27 protein-coding genes and 1 tRNA gene are annotated in these 24,044 nt (G+C 64.7%); 13 read left to right on the top strand and 15 right to left on the bottom strand.

The window, feature by feature from the left end:
• Nucleotides 1-39: 39 nt before the first annotated feature.
• Nucleotides 40-822 (bottom strand): exodeoxyribonuclease III, encoded by a 783-nt coding sequence (xth, locus tag ABMC89_RS05065; RefSeq protein ID WP_349565838.1) that lies wholly within the window; start codon nucleotides 820-822, stop codon nucleotides 40-42.
• A 423-nt stretch (nucleotides 823-1,245) separates the two neighbouring features.
• Nucleotides 1,246-1,569, bottom strand: a complete 324-nt coding sequence (locus tag ABMC89_RS05060) for a HesB/IscA family protein (RefSeq protein WP_349565836.1) — start codon at nucleotides 1,567-1,569, stop codon at nucleotides 1,246-1,248.
• A 98-nt stretch (nucleotides 1,570-1,667) separates the two neighbouring features.
• On the opposite strand from ABMC89_RS05060, the gene ABMC89_RS05055 reads away from it, so the two are divergent.
• The 8 genes from ABMC89_RS05055 to ABMC89_RS05020 all read left to right on the top strand — a co-directional run bounded on the left by ABMC89_RS05055 (nucleotide 1,668) and on the right by ABMC89_RS05020 (nucleotide 9,046).
• Nucleotides 1,668-2,843, top strand: coding sequence for a deoxyguanosinetriphosphate triphosphohydrolase (locus ABMC89_RS05055; RefSeq protein WP_349565834.1), 1,176 nt, complete (start codon nucleotides 1,668-1,670; stop codon nucleotides 2,841-2,843).
• Complete coding sequence (locus ABMC89_RS05050; RefSeq protein WP_349565832.1) at nucleotides 2,836-3,441, top strand: Rossmann-fold NAD(P)-binding domain-containing protein; 606 nt, start codon at nucleotides 2,836-2,838, stop codon at nucleotides 3,439-3,441. The genes ABMC89_RS05055 and ABMC89_RS05050 overlap by 8 nt, the downstream gene beginning before the upstream one ends.
• A gap of 63 nt (nucleotides 3,442-3,504) precedes the next feature.
• Nucleotides 3,505-5,250 (top strand): arginine--tRNA ligase, encoded by a 1,746-nt coding sequence (gene argS / locus ABMC89_RS05045; RefSeq protein WP_349565830.1) that lies wholly within the window; start codon nucleotides 3,505-3,507, stop codon nucleotides 5,248-5,250.
• Nucleotides 5,251-5,329: 79 nt separating this feature from the next.
• The gene (locus ABMC89_RS05040) at nucleotides 5,330-6,310 is read left to right on the top strand and encodes an SPOR domain-containing protein (RefSeq protein WP_349565828.1); all 981 of its coding nucleotides are present in this window, start codon (nucleotides 5,330-5,332) and stop codon (nucleotides 6,308-6,310) included.
• The gene (gene nagZ / locus ABMC89_RS05035) at nucleotides 6,307-7,314 is read left to right on the top strand and encodes a beta-N-acetylhexosaminidase (RefSeq protein ID WP_349565826.1); all 1,008 of its coding nucleotides are present in this window, start codon (nucleotides 6,307-6,309) and stop codon (nucleotides 7,312-7,314) included. The genes ABMC89_RS05040 and nagZ overlap by 4 nt, the downstream gene beginning before the upstream one ends.
• Nucleotides 7,307-8,089, top strand: coding sequence for a segregation and condensation protein A (locus tag ABMC89_RS05030; protein ID WP_349565824.1), 783 nt, complete (start codon nucleotides 7,307-7,309; stop codon nucleotides 8,087-8,089). Before nagZ ends, ABMC89_RS05030 begins: the two co-directional genes overlap by 8 nt.
• A gap of 55 nt (nucleotides 8,090-8,144) precedes the next feature.
• Complete coding sequence (gene scpB, locus ABMC89_RS05025; protein ID WP_439655654.1) at nucleotides 8,145-8,750, top strand: SMC-Scp complex subunit ScpB; 606 nt, start codon at nucleotides 8,145-8,147, stop codon at nucleotides 8,748-8,750.
• A gap of 59 nt (nucleotides 8,751-8,809) precedes the next feature.
• A complete protein-coding gene (locus ABMC89_RS05020; protein ID WP_349565820.1) occupies nucleotides 8,810-9,046 on the top strand; it encodes a hypothetical protein in 237 nt (78 codons plus the stop codon).
• 38 nt (nucleotides 9,047-9,084) lie between these two features.
• Here ABMC89_RS05020 and ABMC89_RS05015 read toward each other — a convergent pair whose 3' ends face one another.
• The 8 genes from ABMC89_RS05015 to ABMC89_RS04980 all read right to left on the bottom strand — a co-directional run bounded on the left by ABMC89_RS05015 (nucleotide 9,085) and on the right by ABMC89_RS04980 (nucleotide 14,950).
• Nucleotides 9,085-10,158 (bottom strand): 2'-deoxycytidine 5'-triphosphate deaminase, encoded by a 1,074-nt coding sequence (locus tag ABMC89_RS05015; RefSeq protein WP_349565818.1) that lies wholly within the window; start codon nucleotides 10,156-10,158, stop codon nucleotides 9,085-9,087.
• A 64-nt stretch (nucleotides 10,159-10,222) separates the two neighbouring features.
• A tRNA-Pro gene (locus ABMC89_RS05010) sits at nucleotides 10,223-10,299 on the bottom strand.
• A gap of 67 nt (nucleotides 10,300-10,366) precedes the next feature.
• Nucleotides 10,367-11,482, bottom strand: coding sequence for a MerR family transcriptional regulator (locus ABMC89_RS05005; protein ID WP_349565816.1), 1,116 nt, complete (start codon nucleotides 11,480-11,482; stop codon nucleotides 10,367-10,369).
• Nucleotides 11,483-11,485: 3 nt separating this feature from the next.
• Nucleotides 11,486-11,788 carry an integration host factor subunit alpha gene (gene ihfA / locus ABMC89_RS05000; RefSeq protein WP_349565814.1) on the bottom strand — a complete coding sequence of 101 codons (303 nt, stop codon included), beginning with the start codon at nucleotides 11,786-11,788 and terminating at the stop codon, nucleotides 11,486-11,488.
• A 72-nt stretch (nucleotides 11,789-11,860) separates the two neighbouring features.
• The gene (locus ABMC89_RS04995) at nucleotides 11,861-12,832 is read right to left on the bottom strand and encodes a beta-ketoacyl-ACP synthase III (RefSeq protein WP_349565812.1); all 972 of its coding nucleotides are present in this window, start codon (nucleotides 12,830-12,832) and stop codon (nucleotides 11,861-11,863) included.
• Entirely contained in the window at nucleotides 12,829-13,905 is a 1,077-nt protein-coding gene (gene plsX / locus ABMC89_RS04990; RefSeq protein ID WP_349565810.1) for a phosphate acyltransferase PlsX, read from the bottom strand. The genes ABMC89_RS04995 and plsX overlap by 4 nt, the downstream gene beginning before the upstream one ends.
• 40 nt (nucleotides 13,906-13,945) lie before the next feature.
• Complete coding sequence (rpmF, locus tag ABMC89_RS04985; protein WP_349565808.1) at nucleotides 13,946-14,152, bottom strand: 50S ribosomal protein L32; 207 nt, start codon at nucleotides 14,150-14,152, stop codon at nucleotides 13,946-13,948.
• A 237-nt stretch (nucleotides 14,153-14,389) separates the two neighbouring features.
• Nucleotides 14,390-14,950, bottom strand: coding sequence for a YceD family protein (locus tag ABMC89_RS04980; RefSeq protein ID WP_349565806.1), 561 nt, complete (start codon nucleotides 14,948-14,950; stop codon nucleotides 14,390-14,392).
• 88 nt (nucleotides 14,951-15,038) lie between these two features.
• Here ABMC89_RS04980 and ABMC89_RS04975 point away from each other — a divergent pair, with 88 nt between their 5' ends.
• The 3 genes from ABMC89_RS04975 to ABMC89_RS04965 are packed head-to-tail and all read left to right on the top strand — an operon-like array spanning nucleotide 15,039 to nucleotide 18,143.
• A complete protein-coding gene (locus tag ABMC89_RS04975; RefSeq protein ID WP_349565804.1) occupies nucleotides 15,039-15,503 on the top strand; it encodes an outer membrane protein assembly factor BamE in 465 nt (154 codons plus the stop codon).
• A gap of 40 nt (nucleotides 15,504-15,543) precedes the next feature.
• On the top strand, nucleotides 15,544-16,293 hold the full coding sequence (locus ABMC89_RS04970; RefSeq protein ID WP_349565802.1) for a GNAT family N-acetyltransferase: 750 nt from the start codon (nucleotides 15,544-15,546) through the stop codon (nucleotides 16,291-16,293).
• 38 nt (nucleotides 16,294-16,331) lie between these two features.
• Nucleotides 16,332-18,143: an ABC-F family ATP-binding cassette domain-containing protein gene (locus ABMC89_RS04965; protein WP_349565800.1), complete on the top strand. Its 1,812-nt coding sequence runs from the start codon at nucleotides 16,332-16,334 to the stop codon at nucleotides 18,141-18,143.
• 109 nt (nucleotides 18,144-18,252) lie between these two features.
• Here the strand turns inward: ABMC89_RS04965 and ABMC89_RS04960 are convergent, their stop codons facing one another.
• Genes ABMC89_RS04960 through tyrS form a run of 3 tightly spaced genes read right to left on the bottom strand, consistent with a single transcriptional unit; the run spans nucleotide 18,253 to nucleotide 21,187 of the window.
• Nucleotides 18,253-19,008 (bottom strand): 3-hydroxyacyl-CoA dehydrogenase, encoded by a 756-nt coding sequence (locus ABMC89_RS04960; RefSeq protein ID WP_349565798.1) that lies wholly within the window; start codon nucleotides 19,006-19,008, stop codon nucleotides 18,253-18,255.
• Between the two features lie 34 nt (nucleotides 19,009-19,042).
• Nucleotides 19,043-19,885: a GNAT family N-acetyltransferase gene (locus tag ABMC89_RS04955; protein WP_349565796.1), complete on the bottom strand. Its 843-nt coding sequence runs from the start codon at nucleotides 19,883-19,885 to the stop codon at nucleotides 19,043-19,045.
• 48 nt (nucleotides 19,886-19,933) lie between these two features.
• Nucleotides 19,934-21,187, bottom strand: a complete 1,254-nt coding sequence (gene tyrS, locus ABMC89_RS04950; protein WP_349565794.1) for a tyrosine--tRNA ligase — start codon at nucleotides 21,185-21,187, stop codon at nucleotides 19,934-19,936.
• A gap of 73 nt (nucleotides 21,188-21,260) precedes the next feature.
• On the opposite strand from tyrS, the gene ABMC89_RS04945 reads away from it, so the two are divergent.
• Nucleotides 21,261-22,388 carry an anhydro-N-acetylmuramic acid kinase gene (locus ABMC89_RS04945; RefSeq protein WP_349565792.1) on the top strand — a complete coding sequence of 376 codons (1,128 nt, stop codon included), beginning with the start codon at nucleotides 21,261-21,263 and terminating at the stop codon, nucleotides 22,386-22,388.
• Nucleotides 22,389-22,473: 85 nt separating this feature from the next.
• Here the strand turns inward: ABMC89_RS04945 and ABMC89_RS04940 are convergent, their stop codons facing one another.
• Nucleotides 22,474-22,887, bottom strand: coding sequence for a cupin domain-containing protein (locus ABMC89_RS04940; protein ID WP_349568519.1), 414 nt, complete (start codon nucleotides 22,885-22,887; stop codon nucleotides 22,474-22,476).
• Between the two features lie 20 nt (nucleotides 22,888-22,907).
• On the bottom strand, nucleotides 22,908-23,435 hold the full coding sequence (locus ABMC89_RS04935; RefSeq protein ID WP_349565790.1) for a GNAT family N-acetyltransferase: 528 nt from the start codon (nucleotides 23,433-23,435) through the stop codon (nucleotides 22,908-22,910).
• A 125-nt stretch (nucleotides 23,436-23,560) separates the two neighbouring features.
• On the opposite strand from ABMC89_RS04935, the gene ABMC89_RS04930 reads away from it, so the two are divergent.
• On the top strand, nucleotides 23,561-24,010 hold the full coding sequence (locus ABMC89_RS04930) for a PRC-barrel domain-containing protein (protein ID WP_349565788.1): 450 nt from the start codon (nucleotides 23,561-23,563) through the stop codon (nucleotides 24,008-24,010).
• Nucleotides 24,011-24,044: the final 34 nt, after the last annotated feature.

Below are 24,044 nucleotides of genomic sequence, written 5' to 3'. Positions count from 1 at the left end.
GCAAAGCGGCCCCGTGAAAAGCCGCAGGCCGCCTTGCGGCTACAGGTCCAGATCCACCCAGACCGGCACGTGATCCGAGGGCTTTTCCCCACCGCGCACATGCTTGTCGATCTGGCAATCGCGCAGCCGGTCGGCGGTATAGGGGCAGAGCAGGAAATGGTCGATGCGGATGCCGTTGTTTTTGTTCCACGCCCCGGCCTGATAGTCCCAGAAGCTGTAGTGTTCGGGCCCTTGGGTGCGCGCGCGAAAGGCATCGGTCAGCCCCAGATTGACCAGCTGCCGCCATTTTTCGCGCGACTCGGGCCTGAACAGCGCGTCATCGCGCCAACTGTCGGGCTTGGCCGCATCTTCGGCCTGCGGAATGATGTTGTAGTCGCCCGCCATCAGAAACGGCGTTTCTTCCAGCAGCAACTCCTGGGCACGGGCCCGCAGGCGATCCATCCACGCCAGTTTGTAATCATACTTCGGACCCGGCACGGGATTGCCGTTCGGCAGGTAGAGGCCGCACAGCCGCACGGCATCGCGTTCGCCGACGACCGTCGCCTCGATATAGCGGGCCTGTTCGTCGTCTTCGTCCCCCGCCAACCCGCGAGAGACATCCTCCAGCGGCAGTTTCGACAGGATCGCCACCCCGTTGAACGATTTTTGTCCGTGGGTTTCGACGTTATAGCCGCGTTCCTCGAAAATTTCGGCGGGAAAGCCCTCGTCGACTGACTTGATCTCTTGCAGCAACACCACGTCTGGCTCTGCCGTGTCGAGCCACGCGGGCAGGGCTTCGATCCGGGCCTTGATCCCGTTGATGTTGAAGGTGGCGATCTTCATGGGTTGCTCCTGCTTGGTCGCGATCAGCTATCGCCGATCCGCCGCGCGAGGACAAGGCACAGGCGGGTGGGAACAACTCTTGATTGCAGTCGCGATGAGTGCTTCTCTCAGGGGGTGATCGGTGCTAGGATTTGAGGGTGAAAGCGGTGACAGACCCCGCGATCCCGTAGCGAACCACGCAAAACGCGTGGGAAAGATACGAATTCGCGCATACTGCGCAAACGCCATAGGGGTGCCCAACACACCCCTACCTGTCGTAGCCAGCACGGAACCAAGATCGAGCGGGACCGGATCCCGACCCCGAGGGGCAATGCCGGGCGCAGTGAGGTGCGCCAGACACTGTGTAAACCCGACGGGATACGCCGGTTCCGCCCGGTTGCGGTGCACACGCACCTCAATGGCTGAACCGTTTCGCGCTGAATTTTACATGGAAAACGATGTGCCGCAGCCGCAGGAGGATGTGGCATTGGGATTGTCGATCACGAAGCGCGCGCCGATCAGCTCTTCGGTGAAATCGATCACCGCATTCGCCAGAAACGGCAGCGATACGCTGTCCACCACGACTTTCTGGCCCGATCCTTCGAGAATCAGGTCGTCCTCTTTCGGCTCGTCGAGCACGATTTCGTACTGGAAACCGGAACACCCGCCGCCTTCGACGGCGACGCGCAAAGCCTTGCCATCCTCGCTTGCGCCGATCTCGCTCAGCCGGGCAAAGGCGCGTTCGGTCACTTTCGGCGGTAGGTTCATTTTGGAACTCCGGTGCATGTGTTTCATTTCAGCCCTGTCAGTAATATAGAAACCCCGAGAGCGGGCCACAAGAACCCCGCCCAATTGGGACATATTCGATGCGTGCTTCTTTCGCTTCCGATCCGGACCTCGCCCGGGGCCGCCGCGTGCCCGAGGACGAGAGCAGCTTCCGCTCGTGTTTCCAGCGCGACCGTGATCGGATCATCCACGCCAGCGCCTTCCGGCGGCTCAAGCACAAGACGCAGGTGTTCGTCGAACATGAAGGCGATTATTACCGCACCCGACTGACCCATTCGATCGAGGTCGCGCAGGTCGCGCGGACCATTGCCGGTGCGCTCTATCTGAACGGCGAGCTGACCGAGGCGGTCGCGCTGGCCCATGATTTGGGTCATCCGCCGTTCGGCCACACGGGCGAGGATGCGCTGGCCGCGCTGATGGCGCCCTACGGCGGGTTCGACCACAACGCGCAGGCGATCAAGATCGTCACCTCGCTGGAGCGCCACTATGCGCTGTTCGACGGGCTGAACCTGACGTGGGAGACGCTGGAGGGAATCGCCAAGCATAACGGCCCCGTGCTGGGAGAGTTGCCCCACGCCTTGGCCGATTATAACGCGCTGCACGATCTGGAACTGCACACCCACGCCAGCGCCGAGGCGCAGGTCGCTGCCCTGTCGGACGATATTGCCTACAACAATCACGACCTGCACGACGGGCTGCGCGCGCAGCTCTTCACCGACGCCGAGATTTGCGAGTTGCCGATCATCGGGCCGGCCTATGCCGAGGTCGACGCGGCGCATCCCGGTCTGGATGCCGACCGGCGCCGCCACGAAGCGTTGCGGCGGGTGTTCGGCGTGATGGTGGCCGATGTGATCGATACCTCGCGCCATCTGCTGGTGACCTCGGGCGCGGCGTCCGCCGAGGACATCCGGCATCTGGGTCGTCCGGTGATCCGGTTCTCGGATCCGCTGCGCGCGGATCTGCAAAGCATCCGTGATTTCCTGTTCACACGGATGTACCGTGCCCCTGCGGTGATGGAAATCCGCGCCGAGGTGACGCGCGTGATCGAGGATCTGTTCCCATTGTTTCTGGATCGACCGGAACTGTTGCCGAAACACTGGGGGGAATCGATTGTCGCAGCGGCCGGAGACCGTACAATGCTGGCACGGATGGTCGCGGATTACATCGCGGGCATGACAGATCGCTTTGCGCTACAGGAACACGCGCGGCTGGTCGGAAATACACCAAGAGCAGGGGGAAGAATTTCACATGCTTGATACGCAGACCGAGACCCAGAGGAAAACCCGCGGTGCGCTGCAGGGCAAGCGCATCATCATCCTTGGCGCGGCCTGCGCCTTCGGGCGCAGCATGGTGCGCGCGCTCGATGCCGAAGGCGCGCAGATCGTCGCGATCGACTCCAGTGCAACCGGGCTGAAGAAAATCGGCGTGCCGACGTCGCTGCATCTGCGCGACGCGCCCGAGGTCGGGTTGCGCCGCATCGGCCGCGGCTGGGGCGAGACGCGGCTGGACGCCGTGCTGAACCTGATGCCGCTGCGCCACTCGCATGAGATCGACCTGAACATCGCCACGATCCAGGGGCTGGTGCAGGGCTTCATGCCCGCGCTGTCGGCCCGCGAGGGGCAGATCATCACCGTGGTCGCGCGGCCCGATCAGCCGCTGGATGTCGCGACCGGCGCCATGGCACCCGCGCTGGTGTCGGTACAGGCGGCCTATGCGCAGGCGCTGAAACGCGACGGCCTGTCGCTGAATCTGGTCAACGTGGGCGAGGGGGCTGTCGCACCCGCCCGCACCGCTGTCATGGGCCTGCTCATCCGGGCCGTCGGGCCGCTGACAGGGGGCGAATTGCGGCTTTGATTGACGCGGCAGGCAAAGCTGGTACAGAAGCGGCCAGTCCCCCGACCAGAGAGCCCAAGACCAATGAACCTCTTCGCCGATATCCGCCATCTTGTCCTGAACGCGCTGGAAGCGATGCAAGCGGCTGGCGATCTGCCAGCAGGCCTCGCCACCGACAACGTCACGGTCGAGCCGCCGCGCGATCCCGCGCACGGCGATATGGCGACCAACGCGGCAATGGTTCTGGCCAAGCCCGCCGGCCTCAAGCCGCGTGACATCGCCGAAAAGCTCAGCCAGCGGCTGGCCGAGGATCCGCGCATCACTTCCGCCGAGGTGGCGGGGCCGGGGTTCCTGAACCTGCGGCTTGCGCCATCGGTCTGGCAGGGCGTCGCCGGTGCGGTGCTGGAGGCCGGGACCGATTTCGGGCGCGGCGATCTGGGCGCGGGCAAGAGGGTCAACGTCGAATATGTGTCGGCCAACCCCACGGGCCCGCTGCACGTGGGCCACACGCGCGGCGCGGTCTTTGGCGATGCGCTGGCGTCGCTGCTGGCGTTCGCGGGTTTCGACGTGACGCGGGAATACGTGATCAACGACGGTGGCAGCCAGATCGATGCGCTCGCGCGCTCTGTCTACCTGCGCTACCTCGAAGCGCACGGGCAGGACGTGGCCTTTCCCGATGGCACCTATCCCGGCGATTATCTGATCCCCGTCGGGCAGAAGCTGAAGGAACAGGTCGGCGACAAATTCGTGGGCCAGCCCGAAGAGACATGGCTGATCCCCATCCGCGACTTCGCCACCGACGAGATGATGGACCTGATCCGCGAGGATCTGGCGCTTCTGGGTGTGAAGATGGACCACTTCTTCTCGGAGAAGTCGCTCTATAACACCGGCAAGATCGAAGCCTGCCTCGCCAAGCTCGACCAGATGGGTCTGATCTATACCGGCACGCTGGAGCCGCCGAAGGGCAAGCTGCCCGACGATTGGGAAGCGCGCGAACAGACGCTGTTCAAATCGACCGAATTCGGCGACGATCAGGACCGCCCGATCAAGAAGAACGACGGGTCATGGACCTATTTCGCCCCCGACATCGCTTATCACAACGACAAGATCGAGCGCGGCTTTGACGCGCTGATCAACGTGTTCGGCGCCGACCACGGCGGTTACGTCAAGCGGATGAAAGCGGCCGTGAAGGCGCTGAGCGGTGGTGAAGTGCCGCTCGACATCAAGCTGACGCAGCTGGTCAAGCTGTTCAAGAACGGCAAGGAATTCAAGATGTCCAAGCGGGCGGGCAATTTCGTCACGCTGCGCGATCTCATCGACGAGGTGGGCAGCGACGTGACCCGTTTCGTCATGCTGACCCGCAAGAACGACGCGCCGCTGGATTTCGATTTCGACAAGGTGATGGAACAGAGCCGCGAGAACCCGGTGTTCTACGTCCAGTACGCCCATGCCCGCGTGGCATCGGTGCTGCGCCGCGCCGCAGAGGCCGGCATCGACGTGTCGGATGCGGCGTTGAAATCCGCCGACCTGTCGCGGCTGGATCACGTGGCCGAACAGGGCGTGCTGAAAAAGCTGGCGGAATGGCCACGGCTGGTCGAAACCGCCGCGCGCACCAACGAGCCGCACCGCGTCGCGTTCTATCTGTACGAACTCGCCGGGGATCTGCACGGCCTGTGGAACCGGGGCAATGACGAAACCCAGCTGCGCTTCATCCAGGAGGACGATCCTGCAACAAGCCAGTCTAAAATTGCATTGGCACGGGCCGTGGCGATTGTAATCGCGGCGGGCTTGGGTATCCTCGGCGTGAAACCTGCGGAAGAGATGCGATAACGCACGCGCAGCCGCAGGCGGACACAGGCAAACCGAACGATCCGCAGGGCAGTGTACCCACGCGGGCAGCGAGGCAAAAATGGCAGATTTCACGCAAACTCCCCGGGGAGAGTACGCCCGGCATACCCACCCTGAATACGCGGTTTCTCCGGCGCGGCGTCTGGGCAGGCTGACCAATTTCGCGGGCGCGGCCATATCGCTGGCGCTTGTGGTGGGCGTCGGTGTCTGGGGCTACAAGCTTCTGGTGCGTGACGTCAGCGGTATTCCGGTGGTCCGCGCCGCCGCGGGCGAAATGCGGGTCCGGCCCGAAAACCCCGGTGGCCAGTTCGCAGAGCATCAGGGCCTTTCGGTCAATTCCGTCGCGGCCATCGGCACGGCGGATACCGCAGCCGACCGCTTGAAGCTCGCCCCGCAACCGGTTGATCTGGATGAAGAAGACCAGCCCATACCGCAAGAGACGACCCCGGTCGTGACCGAAGCACAGGCAGACACCGACGACAGCGACAGCGACGAAGAGGCGGCGTTCGACGTGGCCGCCGCGCTGGAAAGCGGCAATGTCGACGATCTTGTCGCGCAGTTGACCAACGGTGTCGCTCCTCTGGAAGCACAGGAAAATGCCGAAGAGATCCTCGCCGCGCTCAGTGCCGACGATCCGGTTCCGGCGGTCCTGACCGGTCCGGGCCTTCGCGCGTCGCTGCGCCCGTCGATCCGTCCGGCTGGGTTTTCGCCCGCCCGCAGGGCCGAGCCCCAAACCGCCTCCGCAGCGGCCCCCGCCGCCGGGGTCGAGATCGATCTGGCCAGCCTGCCCGCAGGCACCCGGCTGGTGCAGCTTGGCGCCTTCGACACGCCCGACATTGCACGCGAACAATGGGCACGCCTTGCGTCGCGCTTTGCGCCGTTCATGGCCGGTAAATCGCGTATCGTGCAGGAGGCGAGCTCGGGCGGGCGCACCTTCTACCGTTTGCGCGCCCACGGGTTCGAGGATATCGGCGATGCGCGCCGGTTCTGCTCGGCGCTGGTCGCGGAAAGCGTTGACTGCATTCCCGTGGTCACGCGATGAGCCGTTTCGGCGCGACGATCCTCGATGCCGACGGCCTGCGGCTGACGGCGGAGGAAAAGGCGCTGTTCCGCGACACCAACCCTTTCGGTTTCATCCTCTTTGCCCGCAACATCGACACGCCCGACCAGATCCGCGCGCTTTGCGGGGATTTCCGCGAAGCAGTCGGGCGCGATGCGCCGATCACGATCGATCAGGAAGGCGGACGCGTGCAGCGGCTGCGCGGCCCGGTCTGGCGTGAATGGCTGCCGCCGCTTGAGTTTGTGCAGCGCGCGGGCGAGGCCGCAGCCGAGGCGATGTATCTGCGCTTCCGACTGATCGCGCACGAGCTTCACGCGCTGGGGATCGACAGCAATTGCGCGCCAATGGTCGACGTTCCCGGCCCGGCCACGCATGAATTTCTTTACAACCGCTGTTACGGCACCGCGGCCGACCAGATTATCCGGATGGGGCAGGCGGCCAGCGACGGGATGCTGGCGGGCGGGGTTCTGCCGGTTATCAAACACATCCCCGGCCACGGTCGTGCCACGGCGGACAGCCATTTCGAATTGCCGCGCGTCGCCGCCCCGCTTGACGATCTGAAGGCGGTCGATTTCGCCCCGTTCCGTGCGCTGCGCGATACGCCGATGGGGATGACCGCGCATGTGGTTTTCGAAGCGGTCGACGATGCCCCCGCAACCCTGTCGCCCGCGATGATGAAGGTGATCCGCGAGGACATCGGTTTCGACAACCTGATCATGACCGACGACATCAGCATGAAAGCCCTGTCCGGCAGCCTGACCGATCTGACCCGCGCGTCGCTGGACGCGGGATGCGACGTGGTCCTGCATTGCAATGCCCCCTTGGCTGAACGCGCCACGGTGGCCGCGGCTGCGGGCGAGATGTCGGACGCCGCGCAGTCGCGTGCCGAACGCGCGCTCGGCTATCGCAACGCCCCTGACGATGTTGACATTCCCGCCCTCGATGCGCAGCTTAAGGCGCTGTTGGGCGGGGCGGCTTATGGCTGAAACCACATTCGAGGAAGACAAGGTCACGGTCGCCGAACGGATGGCTGCCGAAGCGCTGATCGTTGATGTCGATGGCTTCGAAGGGCCGCTCGATGTGTTGCTGACACTCAGCCGCACGCAGAAGGTCGATCTACGCCAGATTTCCGTGCTGCATCTGGCCGAGCAGTATCTCGCGTTCGTGGAAAAGGCCAAGGCGCTGCGGCTGGAGCTGGCCGCGGATTACCTTGTCATGGCCGCGTGGCTGGCGTTTCTGAAAAGCCGTCTGTTGCTGCCGCCGGATCCCAGCGAGGAAGGCCCCTCGGGAGAGGAGCTCGCCGCGCATCTGGCATTCCAGCTGGAACGGTTGCAGGCGATGCGCGATGTCGCGGCGCGGCTGATGGCGCGCGATCAGCTGGGGCGCGATTTCTTCGCGCGCGGACAGACGCAACTGGTCGAACGGGTGCGCAAGGTGACCTATACGGCGACCCTGCTGGACCTGATGCAGGGCTACGCCCGCATCCGGACCCGCGACGAATTCCGTCCCTTCGTGATGGACCGCGAGAAAGTCTTTACCATGGAGCAGGCGCTGGACCGGATGCGCGGGCTGATCGGCTTTGCGGGCGACTGGGGGGATTTGATGAGCTTTCTGCCGGAAGGCTGGGAAAGCGACCCCGTGCGCCGCCGCTCCGCCACGGCCGCGACCTTCGCGGCCTCGCTGGAATTGGTCAAAGAAGGCCATCTGGAAATCCGCCAGAGCGAAACCTTCGCGCCGATCCAGCTGCGCAAAAAGGATTAGAATCTTGCCGGAAGACCATGAAGAAAAAGAGGAAAGCCTGTTCGAGGCGCCGCCGATGGCTGAACAGGAGCGCATGATCGAAGCGGTGCTTTTTGCCAGTGCGGAACCGGTGAGCCTGCGCGATCTCGAAGCCCGCATGCCCCATGGCTGCGACGCGGGTGAGGCGATGGTCCACCTGCGCCGGCGCTACGAAGGGCGCGGCGTGCAGGTGATGAAGATCGGGGATGCCTACGCCATGCGCACCGCACCCGATCTGGGATTCCTGATGCAGAAGGAAACCGTCGAAACCCGCAAGCTGAGCCGGGCCGCCATCGAAACGCTGGCGATCATTGCCTATCACCAGCCCGTCACCCGCGCCGAGATCGAGGAGATTCGCGGCGTGTCGGTGTCGCGCGGAACGGTTGACCAGTTGCTGGAGCTGGAATGGATCCGCTTTGGCCGACGCAAGATGACGCCGGGCCGCCCGATCACCTTCGTGGTGACCGAAGGCTTCCTCGACCATTTCGGTCTGGAAAACGCGCGCGATCTGCCGGGGCTGAAGGAATTGCGCGCCGCGGGGCTTCTGGAGAATCGTCCACCGCCCAGTTTCGGTCCGCAGGTCGGCGACGGCGAAGACGAGCCGGAGGCGACCGAAGGCCAAAGCGAACTCTTCGAGGATTGATCCCAGAATCGCCATAATCCGCGTATAGTGGTCGGAAAAGCCCAGAAGGGAGCAGGACCATGAACCAGATCATCAACATGATTCTCCGCATCGTGATGCGCAAGGTCGTGAGCAAAGGCATTGATGCGGGATTTGATCGCGCGTCACGGATGCGCAAGAGCGACGGCAAATCCCAGGAGATGCGTGATCCGCAGCAGCAGCAGCAGAGCAAGGCACCGGTGCAGAAGGGTCACGAGGCGCAGATGAGACAGGCCAAGCAGGCGATGCGCTCGTTGCGGCGTGTGGGGCGGTTCTGAGCCGGCTCAGCCTGTTCCGTGGGCACGACCGCGCCCGGTCAGGCGGCGAAATGCTTGGACAGTTTCAGGCCCTGACCCTGATAGTTTGACGCGATCCCGGCACCGTAAAGCTGTGTGGGCGGCTCGAGCATCCGCTCGTAGATGAGCCGCCCGACAATCTGCCCGTGCTCCAGTACAAAGGGCGCTTCGTGGCAGCGTACCTCGAGCACGCCGCGTGATCCGGCCCCACCGGCTGTCGCGTGGCCGAAACCGGGGTCGAAAAACCCCGCGTAATGGACGCGAAACTCGCCAACCATGGCAAGGAACGGCGCCATTTCCGCCGCGTAGTCGGGCGGGATCGTCACCGCCTCGCGGCTGACGAGGATATAGAAGGCGCCGGGGTCGAGAATGATTTGCCCGTTGTCGCTGTGGACCTCTTCCCAGTAATCTGCGGGCGCGTAGTGGCCGATGCGGTCGAGGTCGATCAGGCCGGTGTGCGGTTTCGCCCGGTAGCCCACGAGCGTGCCCCTGGCAGGGCGCAGATCTACGGAGAAGCCCAGACCGTCGTCGATGACGGCAGGGCCATCGACAAGCGGTGTCTGCGCATGGAGGGTGGCCAGTTCGGTGTCGTCCAGCGTCGCGGGGCCGGTGCCGAACCGGATCTGGTTGAGTCGCATGCCCGGGCGGACGAGCACGGAGAAGGAGCGGGGGCAGATCTCGGCGTAGAGGGGGCCGGTGTAGCCATCCGTCACACGGTCGAATTCGGTCCCGCCATCGGTGATGGTGCGCGTCAGCAGATCCAGCCTGCCGGTCGAGCTCTTGGCGTTGGCGACAGCGCTGGTGCCCGCGGGCAGGGCGAGGCGCTCCATCAGCGGCACCACATAGACAGCACCTTTTTCCAGCACCGCGCCATGGCTCAGATCAACCCGGTGCATTTCGAAATCGGCAAGCCTTTCGCCGACGGTTCGGCCGTGACCGGCAAGGAAGGACGCGCGGACGCGGTACGCGACGGTGCCGAGCCTGAGATCAAGGCTGGCGGGCTGGATCTGCGCGGGGTCTATCGCGGGATCTGCGGCGATCGAGCCGTCGGTGATCATCCGTTGAAGAAGCTGGTTCGGGATCACGCCGGCCATGGGACGTCCTTGTGAAAAACGAAACGCCCGGACCCTGAGGGTCGCGGGCGTTTCGGGTATGTCGTGGTCGGGCTAGCAGGACTCGAACCTGCGACCTTCCGTCCCCCAGACGGACGCGCTACCAGGCTGCGCCATAGCCCGACATGGGGGCGTTCATACCGCAATTGAACGGCGGCGCAAGGGGGAATTACGGCGTCGGTCATCTTGGTCAGGGTTTACCTGCGCCGCCGCCCCGTCGTGACGCCATCCGGTCGCGCAACGCGGTCAGCTGGGCGAGCAGCGGCGCGATTTCTTCGGCGGAACTGCGGTCGAGATGTCGAAGCCGGAAACCACGGGACAGCATGGCGGTTTCGGCGTGAATGTCCTGTTCGGTCTGGATGACCGGCATGCCGATGTCGCGCGGGCGCGGGGCGGGCGCCTTTTCTGGCGTGGAAATGTCTTCGGTTCGGTCGGAGCCTTCGACGGATGCGGGTTTCTCGTCGTTTGTGGTCGAGAAATGTTTCTGACCCGAAGAGGGGCGCAGGAAATCGGGCAGGGGTGACATGTCGCTTTCGGGCGCTTTTGCTTCGGGGGCCTCCTCGGTCTCCTGCGCTTTCGCTTCGGGCGCCTCCTCGGTCTCCTGCGCTTTCGCTTCGGGCGCCTCCTCGGTCTCCTGCGCTTTCGCTTCGGGTGCCTCCTCGGGCTCCTGTGCTTTCGCTTCGGGTGCCTCCTCGGGCTCCTGTGCTTTCGCTTCGGCTGCCTCCTCGGGCTCCTGCGCTGTCGCTTCGGCTGCCTCCTCGGGCTCCTGCGCTATCGCTTCGGGCACTTCCTCGGGCTCCTGCGCTGTCGTTTCGGGGGCCTCCTCGGGCTCCTGCGCTTTCGCTTCGGGCGCCTCCTCGGGCTCCTCCGCTTTCGCTTCGGGTGCCTCCTCGGGCTCCTCTGCTACCGCTTCGGGGTCCGGTTCTTTGGTGGGCGGCTCGAAGGGGAGCACTTTTCCTTCGGGTTGCGGCGTCGGGGGCTCCGCTACGGGCGCGGGTGCAATCTCCTCGGCGTCGATCGTTTCCGCGCCTTCGAGGGGGGCGGACAGGGACGCGACGTGGCTCATGCCCTGTTCGCGCAGGATCTTTTGCACACCCTTGATGGTCAGCCCGTCGTCGTGGAGCAATTGCTTGATACCGCCCAGCAACAACATGTCGTTGGGGCGATAGTAGCGTCGCCCGCCGGCGCGTTTGATCGGTTTGACCTGGGTGAACTTGCTTTCCCAGAAGCGCAGGACATGCGCCTGCACACCGAGCCAGTCGGCCACTTCAGATATGGTCCGGAACGCGTCGGGCGATTTTGGCATGGGTCAGCCCTTGTTACCGTCTGCCACGCGATCCTTCATCAGATGCGACGGGCGGAAGGTCAGGACGCGCCGTGGATTGATCGGCACTTCTTCGCCGGTCTTGGGGTTGCGACCGATGCGGGCCGACTTGTCGCGCACCGAAAATGTTCCGAAAGACGAAATCTTGACCTGCTCTCCGCGCACCAGCGCATCCGACATTTCTTCGAGAACGGATTCAACCAACTCGGCGCTTTCGTTGCGCGAAAGGCCCACCTCGCGAAAGACAGCCTCGCTTAAATCCATGCGTGTCAGTGTCTTGCTGGTCATAACTTCCCCCGTGTTTTCGCAACTTTGGACAGGTTGCCCAATCAAGTCAACAGCGCTGCGCAGGCCGGCGCGCTACCACCGAAGGACCACGGCACCCCAGGCAAGGCCACCGCCGATGGCTTCGGTCACGATCAGGTCGCCCTGTTTGATCTGGCCGCGCGCGTGGCCGACGGACAGTGCAAGCGGGATGGACGCCGCCGAGGTATTGCCGTGGTCCTGCACGGTGACCACGACGTTATCCATCGAAACGCCAAGCTTTTTCGCAGTGCCCTGGATGATGCGGATATTGGCCTGATGGGGAACGACCCAGTCGATATCGGCCGCTGTCACACCGGCGCGCGTCATGGCGGTATCCGCCGTCGCCGCAAGTTTCTCGACCGCGTGGCGGAACACCTGATTGCCCTGCATCCGCAGATATCCGGTTGTTCCCGTCGACACGCCACCGTCGACGTAAAGCAGATCGCGATGCGTTCCGTCGGAGTTGAGGTCGGTGGAGAGGATGCCGCGGTCCGCCGCGGTGCCGTCCCCTTCCTGCGCTTCGAGCAACAGGGCACCGGCGCCGTCCCCGAAAAGCACGCAGGTGCTGCGGTCAGTCCAGTCCATGATCCGGCTGAAGGTCTCTGCCCCGATCACGAGTACGCGTTTGACCTGTCCGGAGAGGATAAGCGCGTTGGCGTTGGCCAGCGCAAAGACGAACCCCGCGCAGACGGCCTGAATGTCGAAGGCAAATCCCGTCCGCAGCCCGAGTTCGGACTGCACCATCGTGGCGGCAGAGGGGAATGTCAGATCGGCGGTGGATGTGGCAACGATGATCGCGTCCACATCGCCGGCCTCCTTGCCGGCCATCTCCAGTGCGGCGCGGGCGGCGGCGGCAGCCATTGTGGCGGTCGTCTCGCCCTCACCGGCGAAATGGCGGCGCTCGATGCCCGATCGCGCGCGGATCCATTCATCGCTGGTTTCGAGCGATTCTTCGAATTCGGCATTCTCGACGACACGGCGGGGCAGATAATGTCCCACTCCGCTGACCACGGCGCGTAGAGTCATGGGGTGGGCTCCTTTTCGGTCGGCAGTGCGGCGGCAACGCGCGCGGCCAGCTTGTCATTGAAGCCGTTCTCGGCCAGTTGCGCGGCAAGCTTGATCGCGGCGGATACACCTGTGGCATCGGCGGACCCGTGGGATTTGACCACAGTGCCGTTCAGACCCAGAAACACACCGCCATTGACGCGGCGGGGGTCGATCTTGTGACGCAGGCGCATGAGCGAGGTATAGGCCAGAACCGACGCGATGCGCGACAGCATGGAATATTTGAACGCCTCGCGCAGACGACGTCCGATCAGGCTTGCCGTGCCTTCACCGGTCTTGATCGCGATATTGCCGGTAAACCCGTCCGTCACGATCACATCGGTGCGGTTTCCAGAAATATCGCCCCCCTCGACGAAGCCCACGAATTCGAACCCGGCCGTATCGGCGTGGTCGCGAATCAGGTCGTGTGCCTCTTTCAGCTCGGTGCGGCCCTTGTGTTCTTCGGTGCCCACGTTCAGCAGCCCGATGCGCGGGCGTTTCACGTTCTGGCCGTTGCGCGCATAGGACATGCCCATCAGCGCAAAGCGCAGAAGATCCTGCGCGTCGGCACGGATATCCGCGCCAACATCAAGCATCACGTTGAAGCCTTGGGTATTGGAGGAGGGGTAGAGCACGGCAATGGCAGGACGGTTCACGCCCGGCAGCTTGCGCAGACGGATCATGCTCAGCGCCATCAGCGCGCCGGTATTGCCGCAGGACACGGCAACGCTCGCCTCGCCCGTGCGCACGGATTCGATCGCCGACCACATGGAGGTGTCCTTGCCGGTGCGCACGACCTGGCTGGGCTTGTCGTCCATCGTGACGATATCGGTCGCGTTGCGAATCTGGGTGCGGCCCCGCAGTTCGGGGTGTTTGTCGACCAGCGCGGTCAGTTCCGCCTCTCGCCCGTGGAGGACAAAGGCGATGTCGGGATTGATCTTTGCGGAGATGACGCAACCGGCAACCACGGCTGCCGGTCCCTGATCGCCCCCCATCGCGTCAACCGAGATGAGGGTACGGGCTTTCGCGTCTCTACGATCGGACGAGGCCGTCATGTCTGCGAATGCCTTCAGTTGTTAACGCTCGCGGGCGAACTTAAGCCGCGTCGTCTTCGAGATCAATCTCGTCCGTCAGCGCGACAATCTCGTTGTCCGCATAGTGACCGCAGGACGCGCAAATGTGGTGAGGGCGCTTGAGCTCGCCGCAGTTGGAGCACTCGTTGGGGTTTGCCGCGTCCAGCGAGTCGTGCGCGCGGCGGTTGTTGCGGCGCGATTTGGAAACTTTGTTCTGTTGGACAGCCATGTCGGGTGCCTTTGCTCTCGGGGCCCGGGCGCGGCATCAGTTGCCGCCCGCAGCCAGGGTTTCATTTCAAGTGCCATTTGGGCGTGACGTGCGTTTAGGCAAAGCCTGTCCACTTGTCCAACGCTAAATGGCAAGAGCGGCGCAAAATACTGTTTATCCGCCGATCCGCAAGCCCCCGGAAGAGACTCTTTTCACTGCGTGTTTTTGCCCCGCGCAGGAAGGTTCTCGCAGGCGGGGCTATTCGTCGTCCTTCGATCCCGCGTCGAGCTTTGCCTTGAGATCGGCAAGTCCGGCGAAGGGGCGGGCGTCTTCGTCCTGCATCGGGGTCTTGCCCGGCTCGGTCACGCGGACGGGCTCCAGCGGTGCCTCGGCCTTGCGCGGGTATTCGGGCAGGGCGAGCGCCAGTTCTTCCTGCATCACGCGGCCCGGATCAATCCACGCGCCCAGTTGCTCGGCGGTGTCGTCCTCGGGCATCTCAACCTCGGGCTCGTCCGGCAGATCGAAATCGCGCAGGTAGGTGCGCTGCACCGGCACGTCGATGCGGGTGGTCACAGGCTCCAGCGTGACAACGCAGGGCTGGACCACGGTCGCCCCCAGCATTCCGGTCAGCAGCCAGTCGGCGCTGCCGGTCGGTGCGATCTGGCCGGTGAAGGACAGTTTGCGCAGGCCCTCCAGCCCCAGAAGGCTCTGGAGTTCCGCCATTGCGGGTTTGCCGGGGCGCACATCGAAGGGTGTCGGCGCTTTGGTAGACAGTTCTGCCACGCGCAGACTTGTGGGGCTCGGACGGGACGTTGCCATGGGTCTGTTGCTTTCGTTTCTTGAACCGGGTGCCGTTCTTGGGTATGCGAGATAGAAGCCATGCGACAGAAGGGCAAGGGGCAGCACAATGGGCACTACCAACATCGCGCCGCTTTTGCGCCGTCTTTTGCTTGGCGCGGCACTGGCCCTGTCGGTTGCCGCCTGCGCGCCGCAATACGCGAACCACGGCTATATCCCACCCCAGGAAGACCTCGACCAGATCGTTGTGGGTGTCGACACCCGCGCATCCGTCGAAGAAAGCATCGGCGTTCCGGTCACATCGGGTGTGGTGAACGACGGCGGCTATTATTATGTGCGCAGCCGCAAGCGCACTATCGGCGCCTTTGCGCCGCGTGTCATCGAACGCGAGGTTCTCGCGATCAGCTTCGATACGGCGGGCGTGGTGACCAACGTGGAACGCTTCGGGCTCGAGCGGGGCAATGTCGTGCCGCTGTCGCGCCGGGTGACCACCTCGGGCGTGCGCAACACCAGCTTCCTGCGCCAGCTTCTGGGCAATCTGGGCCGTTTCAACCCTGCGGGTCTGGCAGGCTGATTTCACGCGACTGCCGCTGGCCCCGCGCTACATTCGGATGATGTCACTGGACCGTCCCTTTCAATTGATCCCGAAGGACACGGGCCGCTACAGCCTGTGCGCCGCCGTGTCCGCCGGGGATCTGGCGGATGCGATGGCACTGCGCGCGCGCTGCTTCGGACCGGCTGGTGGGGTCCGCGACCGTTTCGATGCCGAGGCGACACATGTGATCGTGCGCCACCGCGACAGCGGCGATATCGTCTGTACCTTCCGGCTGACCCTTTTGTCAGGCGCCTCGGTGCAGGACAGCTATGCGGGGCAGTCCTACGCGCTGGATGGCTTGGCTGCCTTTCCGGGGCCGATGCTGGAGCTCGGGCGTTTCTGCACCGCACCCGACAGGCCCGATCCCGACATCCTGCGGCTGGCCTGGGCGGGGATGACATCGGTCGTCGATGCGCAGGCGGTGGGTATGCTGATGGGCTGCGCGTCCTTTCCGGGCACCACGCCCGCCCCCTATCTGGAGGCCTTCGCGCTGCTCGGGCACCGTCACCTCGCGCCTGCGCCGTGGCGTCCGGGCATCAAGGCGCCCGAGGTGGTCCGTTTCGCCGCCCTTGCGGACCAACGGCCCGATCTGCGCCGCGCGCAGGCAGCGATACCGCCCCTTTTGCGGACCTATCTGGCGATGGGCGGCTGGGTCAGCGACCATGCGGTGATCGACCGCGAGATGGACACGCTGCACGTCTTTACAGGGCTCGAAATTGCCGCCATCCCCGAAAGCCGCAAACGGCTGTTACGCGCGCTCGCGGGCTAGCGATTGACGATTTCCGCGCGGCAGAGTAGGCGCGGGTCATGGCACGCGCACCCCTTTTACAGCTCACCGACATATCGCTCACCTTCGGGGGCGATCCTGTCTTTTCCGACCTCTCGCTGGTGGTTCAGCCGGGCGACCGTCTGGCCCTTGTCGGGCGCAACGGGTCGGGCAAATCCACCCTCATGAAAGTCATGGCCGGGCTTGTCGATGCCGACAGCGGTGACGTGGTCACCGGTCCCGGCGTGCAGGTCGGCTATATGGAGCAGGATCCCGATCTCGGTGATTTCGAGACACTGGGCGATTTTGCCTCCGACGGGCTGGACCCCGGCGAGCTTTACAAGGTCGAGCGCGCGGGTGAGGGGCTGAAATTCGATCCGGCTCGCCCGGTGGCGACCGCATCGGGTGGCGAACGCCGCCGCGCGGCGCTGGCCAAGCTGATGGCGTCCGAGCCCGAGCTGATGCTGCTCGACGAGCCGACGAACCACTTGGATATCGAGGCGATCGGCTGGCTCGAACAGGAGCTGAAGGCCACGCGCACCGCCTTTGTGGTGATCAGCCACGACCGCGCGTTCCTGCGTGCGCTCACGCGCGGCACGCTCTGGATCGACCGCGGTGCGGTGCGCCGTCAGGACATCGGTTTCGACGGCTTCGAGGCGTGGCGGGACAAGGTCTGGGAAGACGAGGACCAGCAGCGCCACAAGCTGGACCGGAAGATCAAGGCCGAAGCCCGTTGGGCTGTCGAGGGCATCTCGGCGCGGCGCAAGCGCAATCAGGGCAGGGTGCGCGCCCTGCAAGACCTGCGGGCCGAACGCGCGGGCCAGATCAAACGGCAAGGCACCGCCGCCATGGCGCTGGAGGCCGGGCCGAAATCGGGCCGCAAGGTGATCGAGGCCGACGGCGTGGCAAAGTCGTTCGGCGACAAGACGATCCTGCGCGATTTTTCGATCACGGTGCAGCGCGGCGACCGGATCGCGCTGGTCGGCCCCAACGGCGTTGGCAAGACGACGCTTCTGAACATGATGATCGGGCGCGAAGAGCCCGACAGCGGCACGATCAAGATCGGCACCAACCTCGAGCTGGCGCTGCTGGATCAGGGGCGCGACCAGCTGGACGGGAACATGTCGCTCTGGGACAGCCTGACCGGCGATCCGGAGATGCGGGTGTCGGGCAAGGCCGATCAGGTGCTGGTGCGCGGACAGCCCAAGCATGTGGTCGGATACCTCAAGGAATTTCTCTTTGACGAGGCGCAGGCGCGTGCGCCGGTGCGGTCCCTGTCGGGGGGCGAAAAGGCGCGTCTGCTGCTGGCCAAGATCATGGCCCGCGAAAGCAATCTGCTGGTGCTCGACGAACCGACCAACGATCTGGACGTTGAAACGCTGGACCTGCTGCAAGAGCTTCTGGATACCTACGATGGCACCGTGATCCTCGTCAGCCACGACCGGGACTTTCTGGACCGTGTGGCGGCCACCACCATCGCGATGGAAGGCAACGGCCGTGCCACCGTCTATGCGGGCGGTTGGAGCGATTACATCGCCCAGCGGGGGCAGGATGATTTCAGCGGCAGCGTGACCAAATCCAAGACCGGTCCCGCAAAGAAGCAGGCCGAGGCGGAGAAGCCGAAATCAGGCCTGAGCTTCACCGAGAAACACCGGCTGGAGGCGCTGCCGAAAGAGATCGAGCGGCTGGAAGCGGAGATCGCCAAGCTGCAAGAGCTGATGAGCGACCCGGATCTTTTCACCCGCGAGCCGGTGAAGTTCCAGAAAGCCACCGATGCGCTGATCGAGCGGCAGTCCAAGCTCGACGCCGCCGAAGAGGAATGGCTGGCACTGGAAGAGCGCGCCGCGGGCTGAGATCAGCCGCTTTGGTCGCCAGTCAAGAAGCCGGTGAAAGAGGCAAGGCGCAGCTGAGCGTTGCTGAGCCGGTGGTGTCTCTAGCCGGGTTTCTCTCCGCGAAGGCGGGTCACTGCATCCGCAGCGCACCGTCCAGGCGGATGACCTCGCCGTTGAGATAGCCCATTTCGACGATGAACCCGACCATCCGCGCGTATTCGTCAGGATCGCCAAGCCGTGGCGGATTCGGCACCGTCGCGGCGAGGCTGTCCTGCACCTCCTGCGGCAGGCCGCGCAGCATCGGCGTGCCGAAGATGCCCGGCGCGATGGTCATCACCCGAATACGCTCTTTCGCCAGATCGCGGGCCATGGGGAGGGTCATGCCGACGATGCCGCCCTTGGACGCGGCATAGGCCGCCTGACCCTTTTGCCCGTCAAAGGCCGCCACGGAGGCGGTATTGATAATGACGCCGCGCGCGCCATCGGCGTCGGGTTCATTTTTCGCCATGGCCGTGGCCGCCAGACGCGCCACGTTGAAGCTGCCGACAAGGTTGATGTCCACCGTGCGCTGGAACGCGTCCAGCGGGTGGGGGCCGTCCTTGCCCGTGGTCTTGATGCCGAGGGCGATGCCCGCGCAGTTCACGGCGGCGGTGATCCGCCCCATCCGGGCGATGGCCGTCTCGACGGCGTTCTGCACCGACGCTTCATCGGTGACGTCCGTTTCGACGAAATGGCCGCCGATGTCCTGCGCAACGGAGGCGCCGCGTTCCGTGTCGCGGTCGAGAAGAGTGACCTGAGCGCCTTTTTTCGCGAAATGGCGGGCCGTTGCCTCGCCCAGTCCGGATGCGCCGCCCGTGATGATGGCAGCCGTGGTCGACAGGTCCATTCCGCTCTCCCTTTCTGAACAGGTGTTCAGATAATCACGGCTTCCTGCCGCGTGCAAGGGGGCGCCAGCGCAGCCATGTGCCGCCTGTCTGCTGTCGTACCGCACCGGCGCGCTGCTTGAACCGGTCAAGCCCGGCAGCTTCCGGCACGCTCAGCCCCATGTCGAGCGAGGCAATGCCGCGGGCCGCAAGCCAGCCAAGGGCCCGCCACAGAACGAGGTTATGGGCATGGACCGCGCGCCCGTGGTCCGTCGTCAGCCCGATGTGGTAGGTCGCCGCCGAGCCGTGCACCAAGAACAGCATCCATGCCACCGGGGCCCCGCAGTGATGCGCGGTGAAAAGACGGGTCTGGTCGGGCGCCACCTGCGCAAAGGCCCGCGTCAGTGCCGTCGGCCAATCCCTGTACCCGCGAAAATGCGACTGCTGTTCGGCGGCGCAGAGCAGATCGTCGTCGGGCCGAAGCGGCGCGTAGGTGACCTGCAGTCCGGCATCCTCTGCACGGCGCAGCTGGTTGCGCCATTTCTGGTGAAGCAGGGCGCGCCGCTGGTCTGCACCGGGGGCGATGGGCAGGACGAGCCGTTCGCGCGGCGCGCACAGACGCAGGGCGCCCGGCACCGGCGCAGGCGCTTGCGGCGACAGGATCAGCGGTTGGCGGTGCAGGCCATGGGCGCGCAGCGCGGCATCCAGATCGGGCGGCGGGGCGCATCGCGGCAGCATCGCCACGGTCATCCCCATGAGACGCCGCCGCAGCAGGATCTGGCCGCCCGGCAATTCAAGCGGGTCCTCGCCGTAGAGCCGGAGTGCCGCGGCAAAGGCGGGATCCTGCATCAGCGCGTGCGGATCACGGGGGCGGTCGGGATGGATCGGAGCATGGTACATTGCCGGACAATCGCCCGGAAATGGTTAATACCCGATTAATGACGACAGTCAGCCCGCGATTTGCACCAGCGCGTGACGCTTCTTGCCCGCTGACAGCTTCACCGGGGAAGCGAGCGCCGCGCGGTCCAGCATCAGGCCGGCATCCCCGAGCGGCCGGTCATCGATGCGCGCCCCGTTCTCGGCGATCAGCCGCTTGGCTTCCTTGCCCGATTTCACCAGACCCGCGCGGACGATCAACTGTACCACGGAAATACCGTCGCCGACTTCTTCGGCGGTCAGGGTCAGGGTGGGCAGATCCTCGCCCACGCCGCCGCGCTCGAACACGTCGCGCGCGGTGGCCTCGGCGCCGGCGGCGGCCTCGGCCCCGTGCAGCAGGGTTGTCACCTCGTTGGCAAGGCGGATCTTTGCCTCGTTGATCTCGGATCCGGCCAGCGCGCCCAGACGGTCGCATTCGTCGACCGGAAGCTCGGTATAAAGCTTGAGGAACCGGCCCACATCCGCGTCGGTGGTATTGCGCCAGAACTGCCAGAATTCATAGGGGCTGAGCATGTCGCCGTTGAGCCAGATCGCACCGGACTGCGATTTGCCCATCTTCTTGCCATCGCTGGTGGTCAGCAAGGGCGATGTCAGACCGTAGACCTCGCCGTCGATGACCCTGCGGGTCAGGTCGATCCCGTTGACGATATTGCCCCACTGGTCGCTGCCGCCCATCTGCAGGATGCATCCGTAGCGCCGGTGCAGCTCCATGAAATCGTATGCCTGAAGGATCATGTAGTTGAATTCGAGAAACGACAGTGATTGCTCGCGGTCCAGACGCGATTTCACACTTTCGAACGACAGCATCCTGTTGATCGAGAAATGCCGCCCGATGTCACGCAGGAAATCGAGGTAGTTCAGATCATCGAGCCATTCCGCGTTGTTGATCATCATCGCATCGGTCGGCCCGTCGCCGTAGGTCAGGTAGGCGGAAAAGACCTGCTTGATGCCCGCGATATTGGCGTCGATCTGCTCAGGCCCCAGCAGCGGGCGTTCGTCCGCCCGAAACGACGGATCGCCCACCTTGGTGGTGCCGCCCCCCATCAGGGTGATCGGCTTGCCGCCGGTCTTTTGCAGCCAGCGCAGCATCATGATCTGGATCAGAGACCCCACGTGCAGCGATTTCGCCGTCGCGTCGAAGCCGATATAGCCCGGCTGGCCGCCGACCTTGAGCGCCTCGTCCAGCCCCTGGTAGTCGGTGCAGTCGGCGAGATAGCCGCGCTCCATCATCACGGCGACGAAATCGGACTTGGGATGATATGTCATGGCGCTTGCCCTCGCGTGGTGTTGCGGGGCATCTATAGGCCGGGCAAGACCAAAGGAAAAGGCATCAAAACCGATGAGCGGGCGCATAGCGAAAACCGGAATGCTGACGGCCGCAGGGGCCATGTCGGGCACGTCTCTGGACGGCGTCGATGTGGCGGTGCTGCGCACCGATGGCCACCGGATCGAAAGTTTCGGGCGGCACGCCTATCGCGGCTATTCGCAGGCCGAGCGCAGCGGGATCGCGGCGGGGCTTGGCAAATGGTCGGGTGCCGAGGTGGCCGAGGCCACGCGCATCATCGAGGCGGCGCATCTGGAGGCGCTGGAGGGATTTCGCGATGCGGACCTGATCGGCTTTCACGGGCAGACGCTGGCCCATGCCCCGCGCGTCCACGGGACGTTGCAGGTGGGCGACGGGGCGATGCTGTCGGACAGGCTGGGGGTGCCGGTGGTCTGGGATTTTCGCAGCGCGGATGTCGAGCTGGGCGGGGAGGGCGCGCCGCTGGCGCCGTTTTTCCACCACGCCTGCGCGCGCCATATCGGGGCCAGGGAGCCGGTCGCGTTCCTGAACCTCGGCGGGGTGGGCAATCTGACCTGGGTCGATCCCGCGATTGCGGCACCGCAGGACGAGGGCGCGCTGCTGGCCTTCGATACCGGTCCGGCGAATGCGCCGCTGAATGATCTGATGCAGGCCCGTCGCGGCCAGCCATTCGACCGCGACGGTGCGCTGGCGCGGCGCGGCACGGTAGAGGCCGGCGCGCTGGAGCTGTTCCTTGCCGAACCCTATTTCGCGCGGATCCCGCCGAAATCGCTGGACCGTAACGATTTCGCGGAGATGGTCGCGCTGGTGGGCGAATTGTCGGATGCCGACGCCGCCGCAACGCTGACTGCGATGTGCGCCGCAGGCGTGGTGGAGGCAATGCAGCATTGCCCCGCGCCGCCCTCGAAAGTTCTCGTCACCGGCGGGGGGCGGCAAAACCCGGTTCTGATGGAAATGCTGCGCGTGGCGCTGGATTGTCCGGTGGCGCCGGTGGAGGATGTCGGTCTGGACGGCGATATGCTGGAGGCGCAGGCCTTTGCGTTTCTGGCCGTGCGGGTGGCGCGGGGGCTTCCCACCTCCTGTCCCAGCACAACTGGTGTTGGCGCGGCGGTGGGCGGCGGAACCGTAAGCTATCCCGGCGAGGGCATGGCCGCCGTGCAGTGATCCCGCGGCGCGCTGGCGCGCACGCCATGTTTCAGGGACCGCCCGCGGCGACGGGCGGCAGTCCGCAGGCGATGTTGCGCGCGTTTCAGCGCGGAATCTCAAGATCGGGGCGCAGCTCGAACCCTTCGAAGCGGAACCCCGGCGATACCGTGCAGCTGACCAGCGTATAGGCACCGGTGCTGGCCGCCCTTTGCCAGTGGTCCTGCGGCACGATGATCTGAGGCATCCCCTGACGCAGATCACCGGTCAGCAGATGCGTGCGCGCCGGTCCGCTTTCTGATTCTGCGAGTTCCAGTTGCAGCGGATCGCCCGCGTGAAAGTGCCAGATCTCGGTCGCATCGACGCGGTGCCAATCGCTGCGCTCGCCCGCGCGGAGCAGAAAATAGATGCAGGTGCCGGTCGGGCGGCCTTCGTTCCCGGCGATCCATGTCTGGCGGTAATGGCCGCCTTCGGGATGCGGTGCCAGATCGAGATGGGCGATGATCTCTTCGGGCGTCATCGGGGCCACGTTTGTGCCGGTCACAAGAGTGCCTCGAAGAAAACCAAATGGGGCAGAACGTCCTCCGGGATGTCCTGGTAGGGGCCGCGTTCGCGAAAGCCCAGACTGGTGTAAAGCGCACGGGCGGGGCCAAGATTGACCGATGTATCGAGAACCGCGCGGGAAAAGCCGTCGGCGCGGGCCTGATCGAGAAGTGCCGTGATCAACGCCCTCGCCACGCCGTGGCCGCGTGCGTCGGGCGCGGTGAAGACGCGCTTGATCTCGGCGGTGTCGGGGGACAGCGCATGGGTCATGCCGCAACCGACCGCACGCCCGCCCAAGCTTGCCAGCAGGATGACACCGCCGGGCCGCGCGTGCAGCTTTGGCAGGTCCTCCATCAGCTGCCGGTACACCGGATCGGGATAGAATGTCTCGGTCAGTTTGGCGTCGATGGGGGAGTTTTGCATCAGATGGCTGCGGTACTCCCAACACAGCTGCTGCACCTGCGCGAGATCATCGGCATCTGTCGCGGCGCGGAGCATCAGTGTTGGCTGGTCGGTGATGGTCATGGGGCAGGTGCTTCCTGAATTCGCGTGTAAACTAGTTTATCCTGCGGCGAAGAAAAACCGGATTTCCGCGAACTCTCTGGTCGGGGCATGCGTTTGGCCACTGAACACTCAAGAAGGAGCAGACAATGACACGCAAGATGATGACAACAGCCGCCGCGATCCTCGCCACGACAGCCGGGATGGCCTTTGCCGAGTCCCACAGCAGCGGGGGGATGATGGACACATCCAACCTGATCGCCGCTGGCCAGATCGAGGATGGCGCGATCTACCGCATGGACACCACTGTCGAAGGCACCACTTGGACCGACGATGCGACCTATACCACCGTCGATACCAACTGGGTGAAAGTCGGCGACATCAGCGACGTTCTGCTGAACCGCGATGGCCAGATGGTCGGCGTTCTGGCAGAGATCGGTGGCTTCCTCGACATCGGTGACCGCGACGTGATCCTGTCGATGGAAACGGTGAAATTCGTAGGCGGCGGTGAAGATCGTCAGTTCAACTACGTCACGAACCTGACCGAAGAGGAATTGGAAGCACTGCCCGAAGTCGACGAGGGCATCTTCGACGACTGAACGGGTACGCGGAATGCGAAAAGGGAGGGCATCA

It is taken from the genome of Sulfitobacter sp. HNIBRBA3233 (genome assembly GCF_040149665.1).
Taxonomy (GTDB): domain Bacteria; phylum Pseudomonadota; class Alphaproteobacteria; order Rhodobacterales; family Rhodobacteraceae; genus Sulfitobacter; species Sulfitobacter marinivivus.
This window is presented reverse-complemented; position numbering and strand designations above follow the sequence as displayed.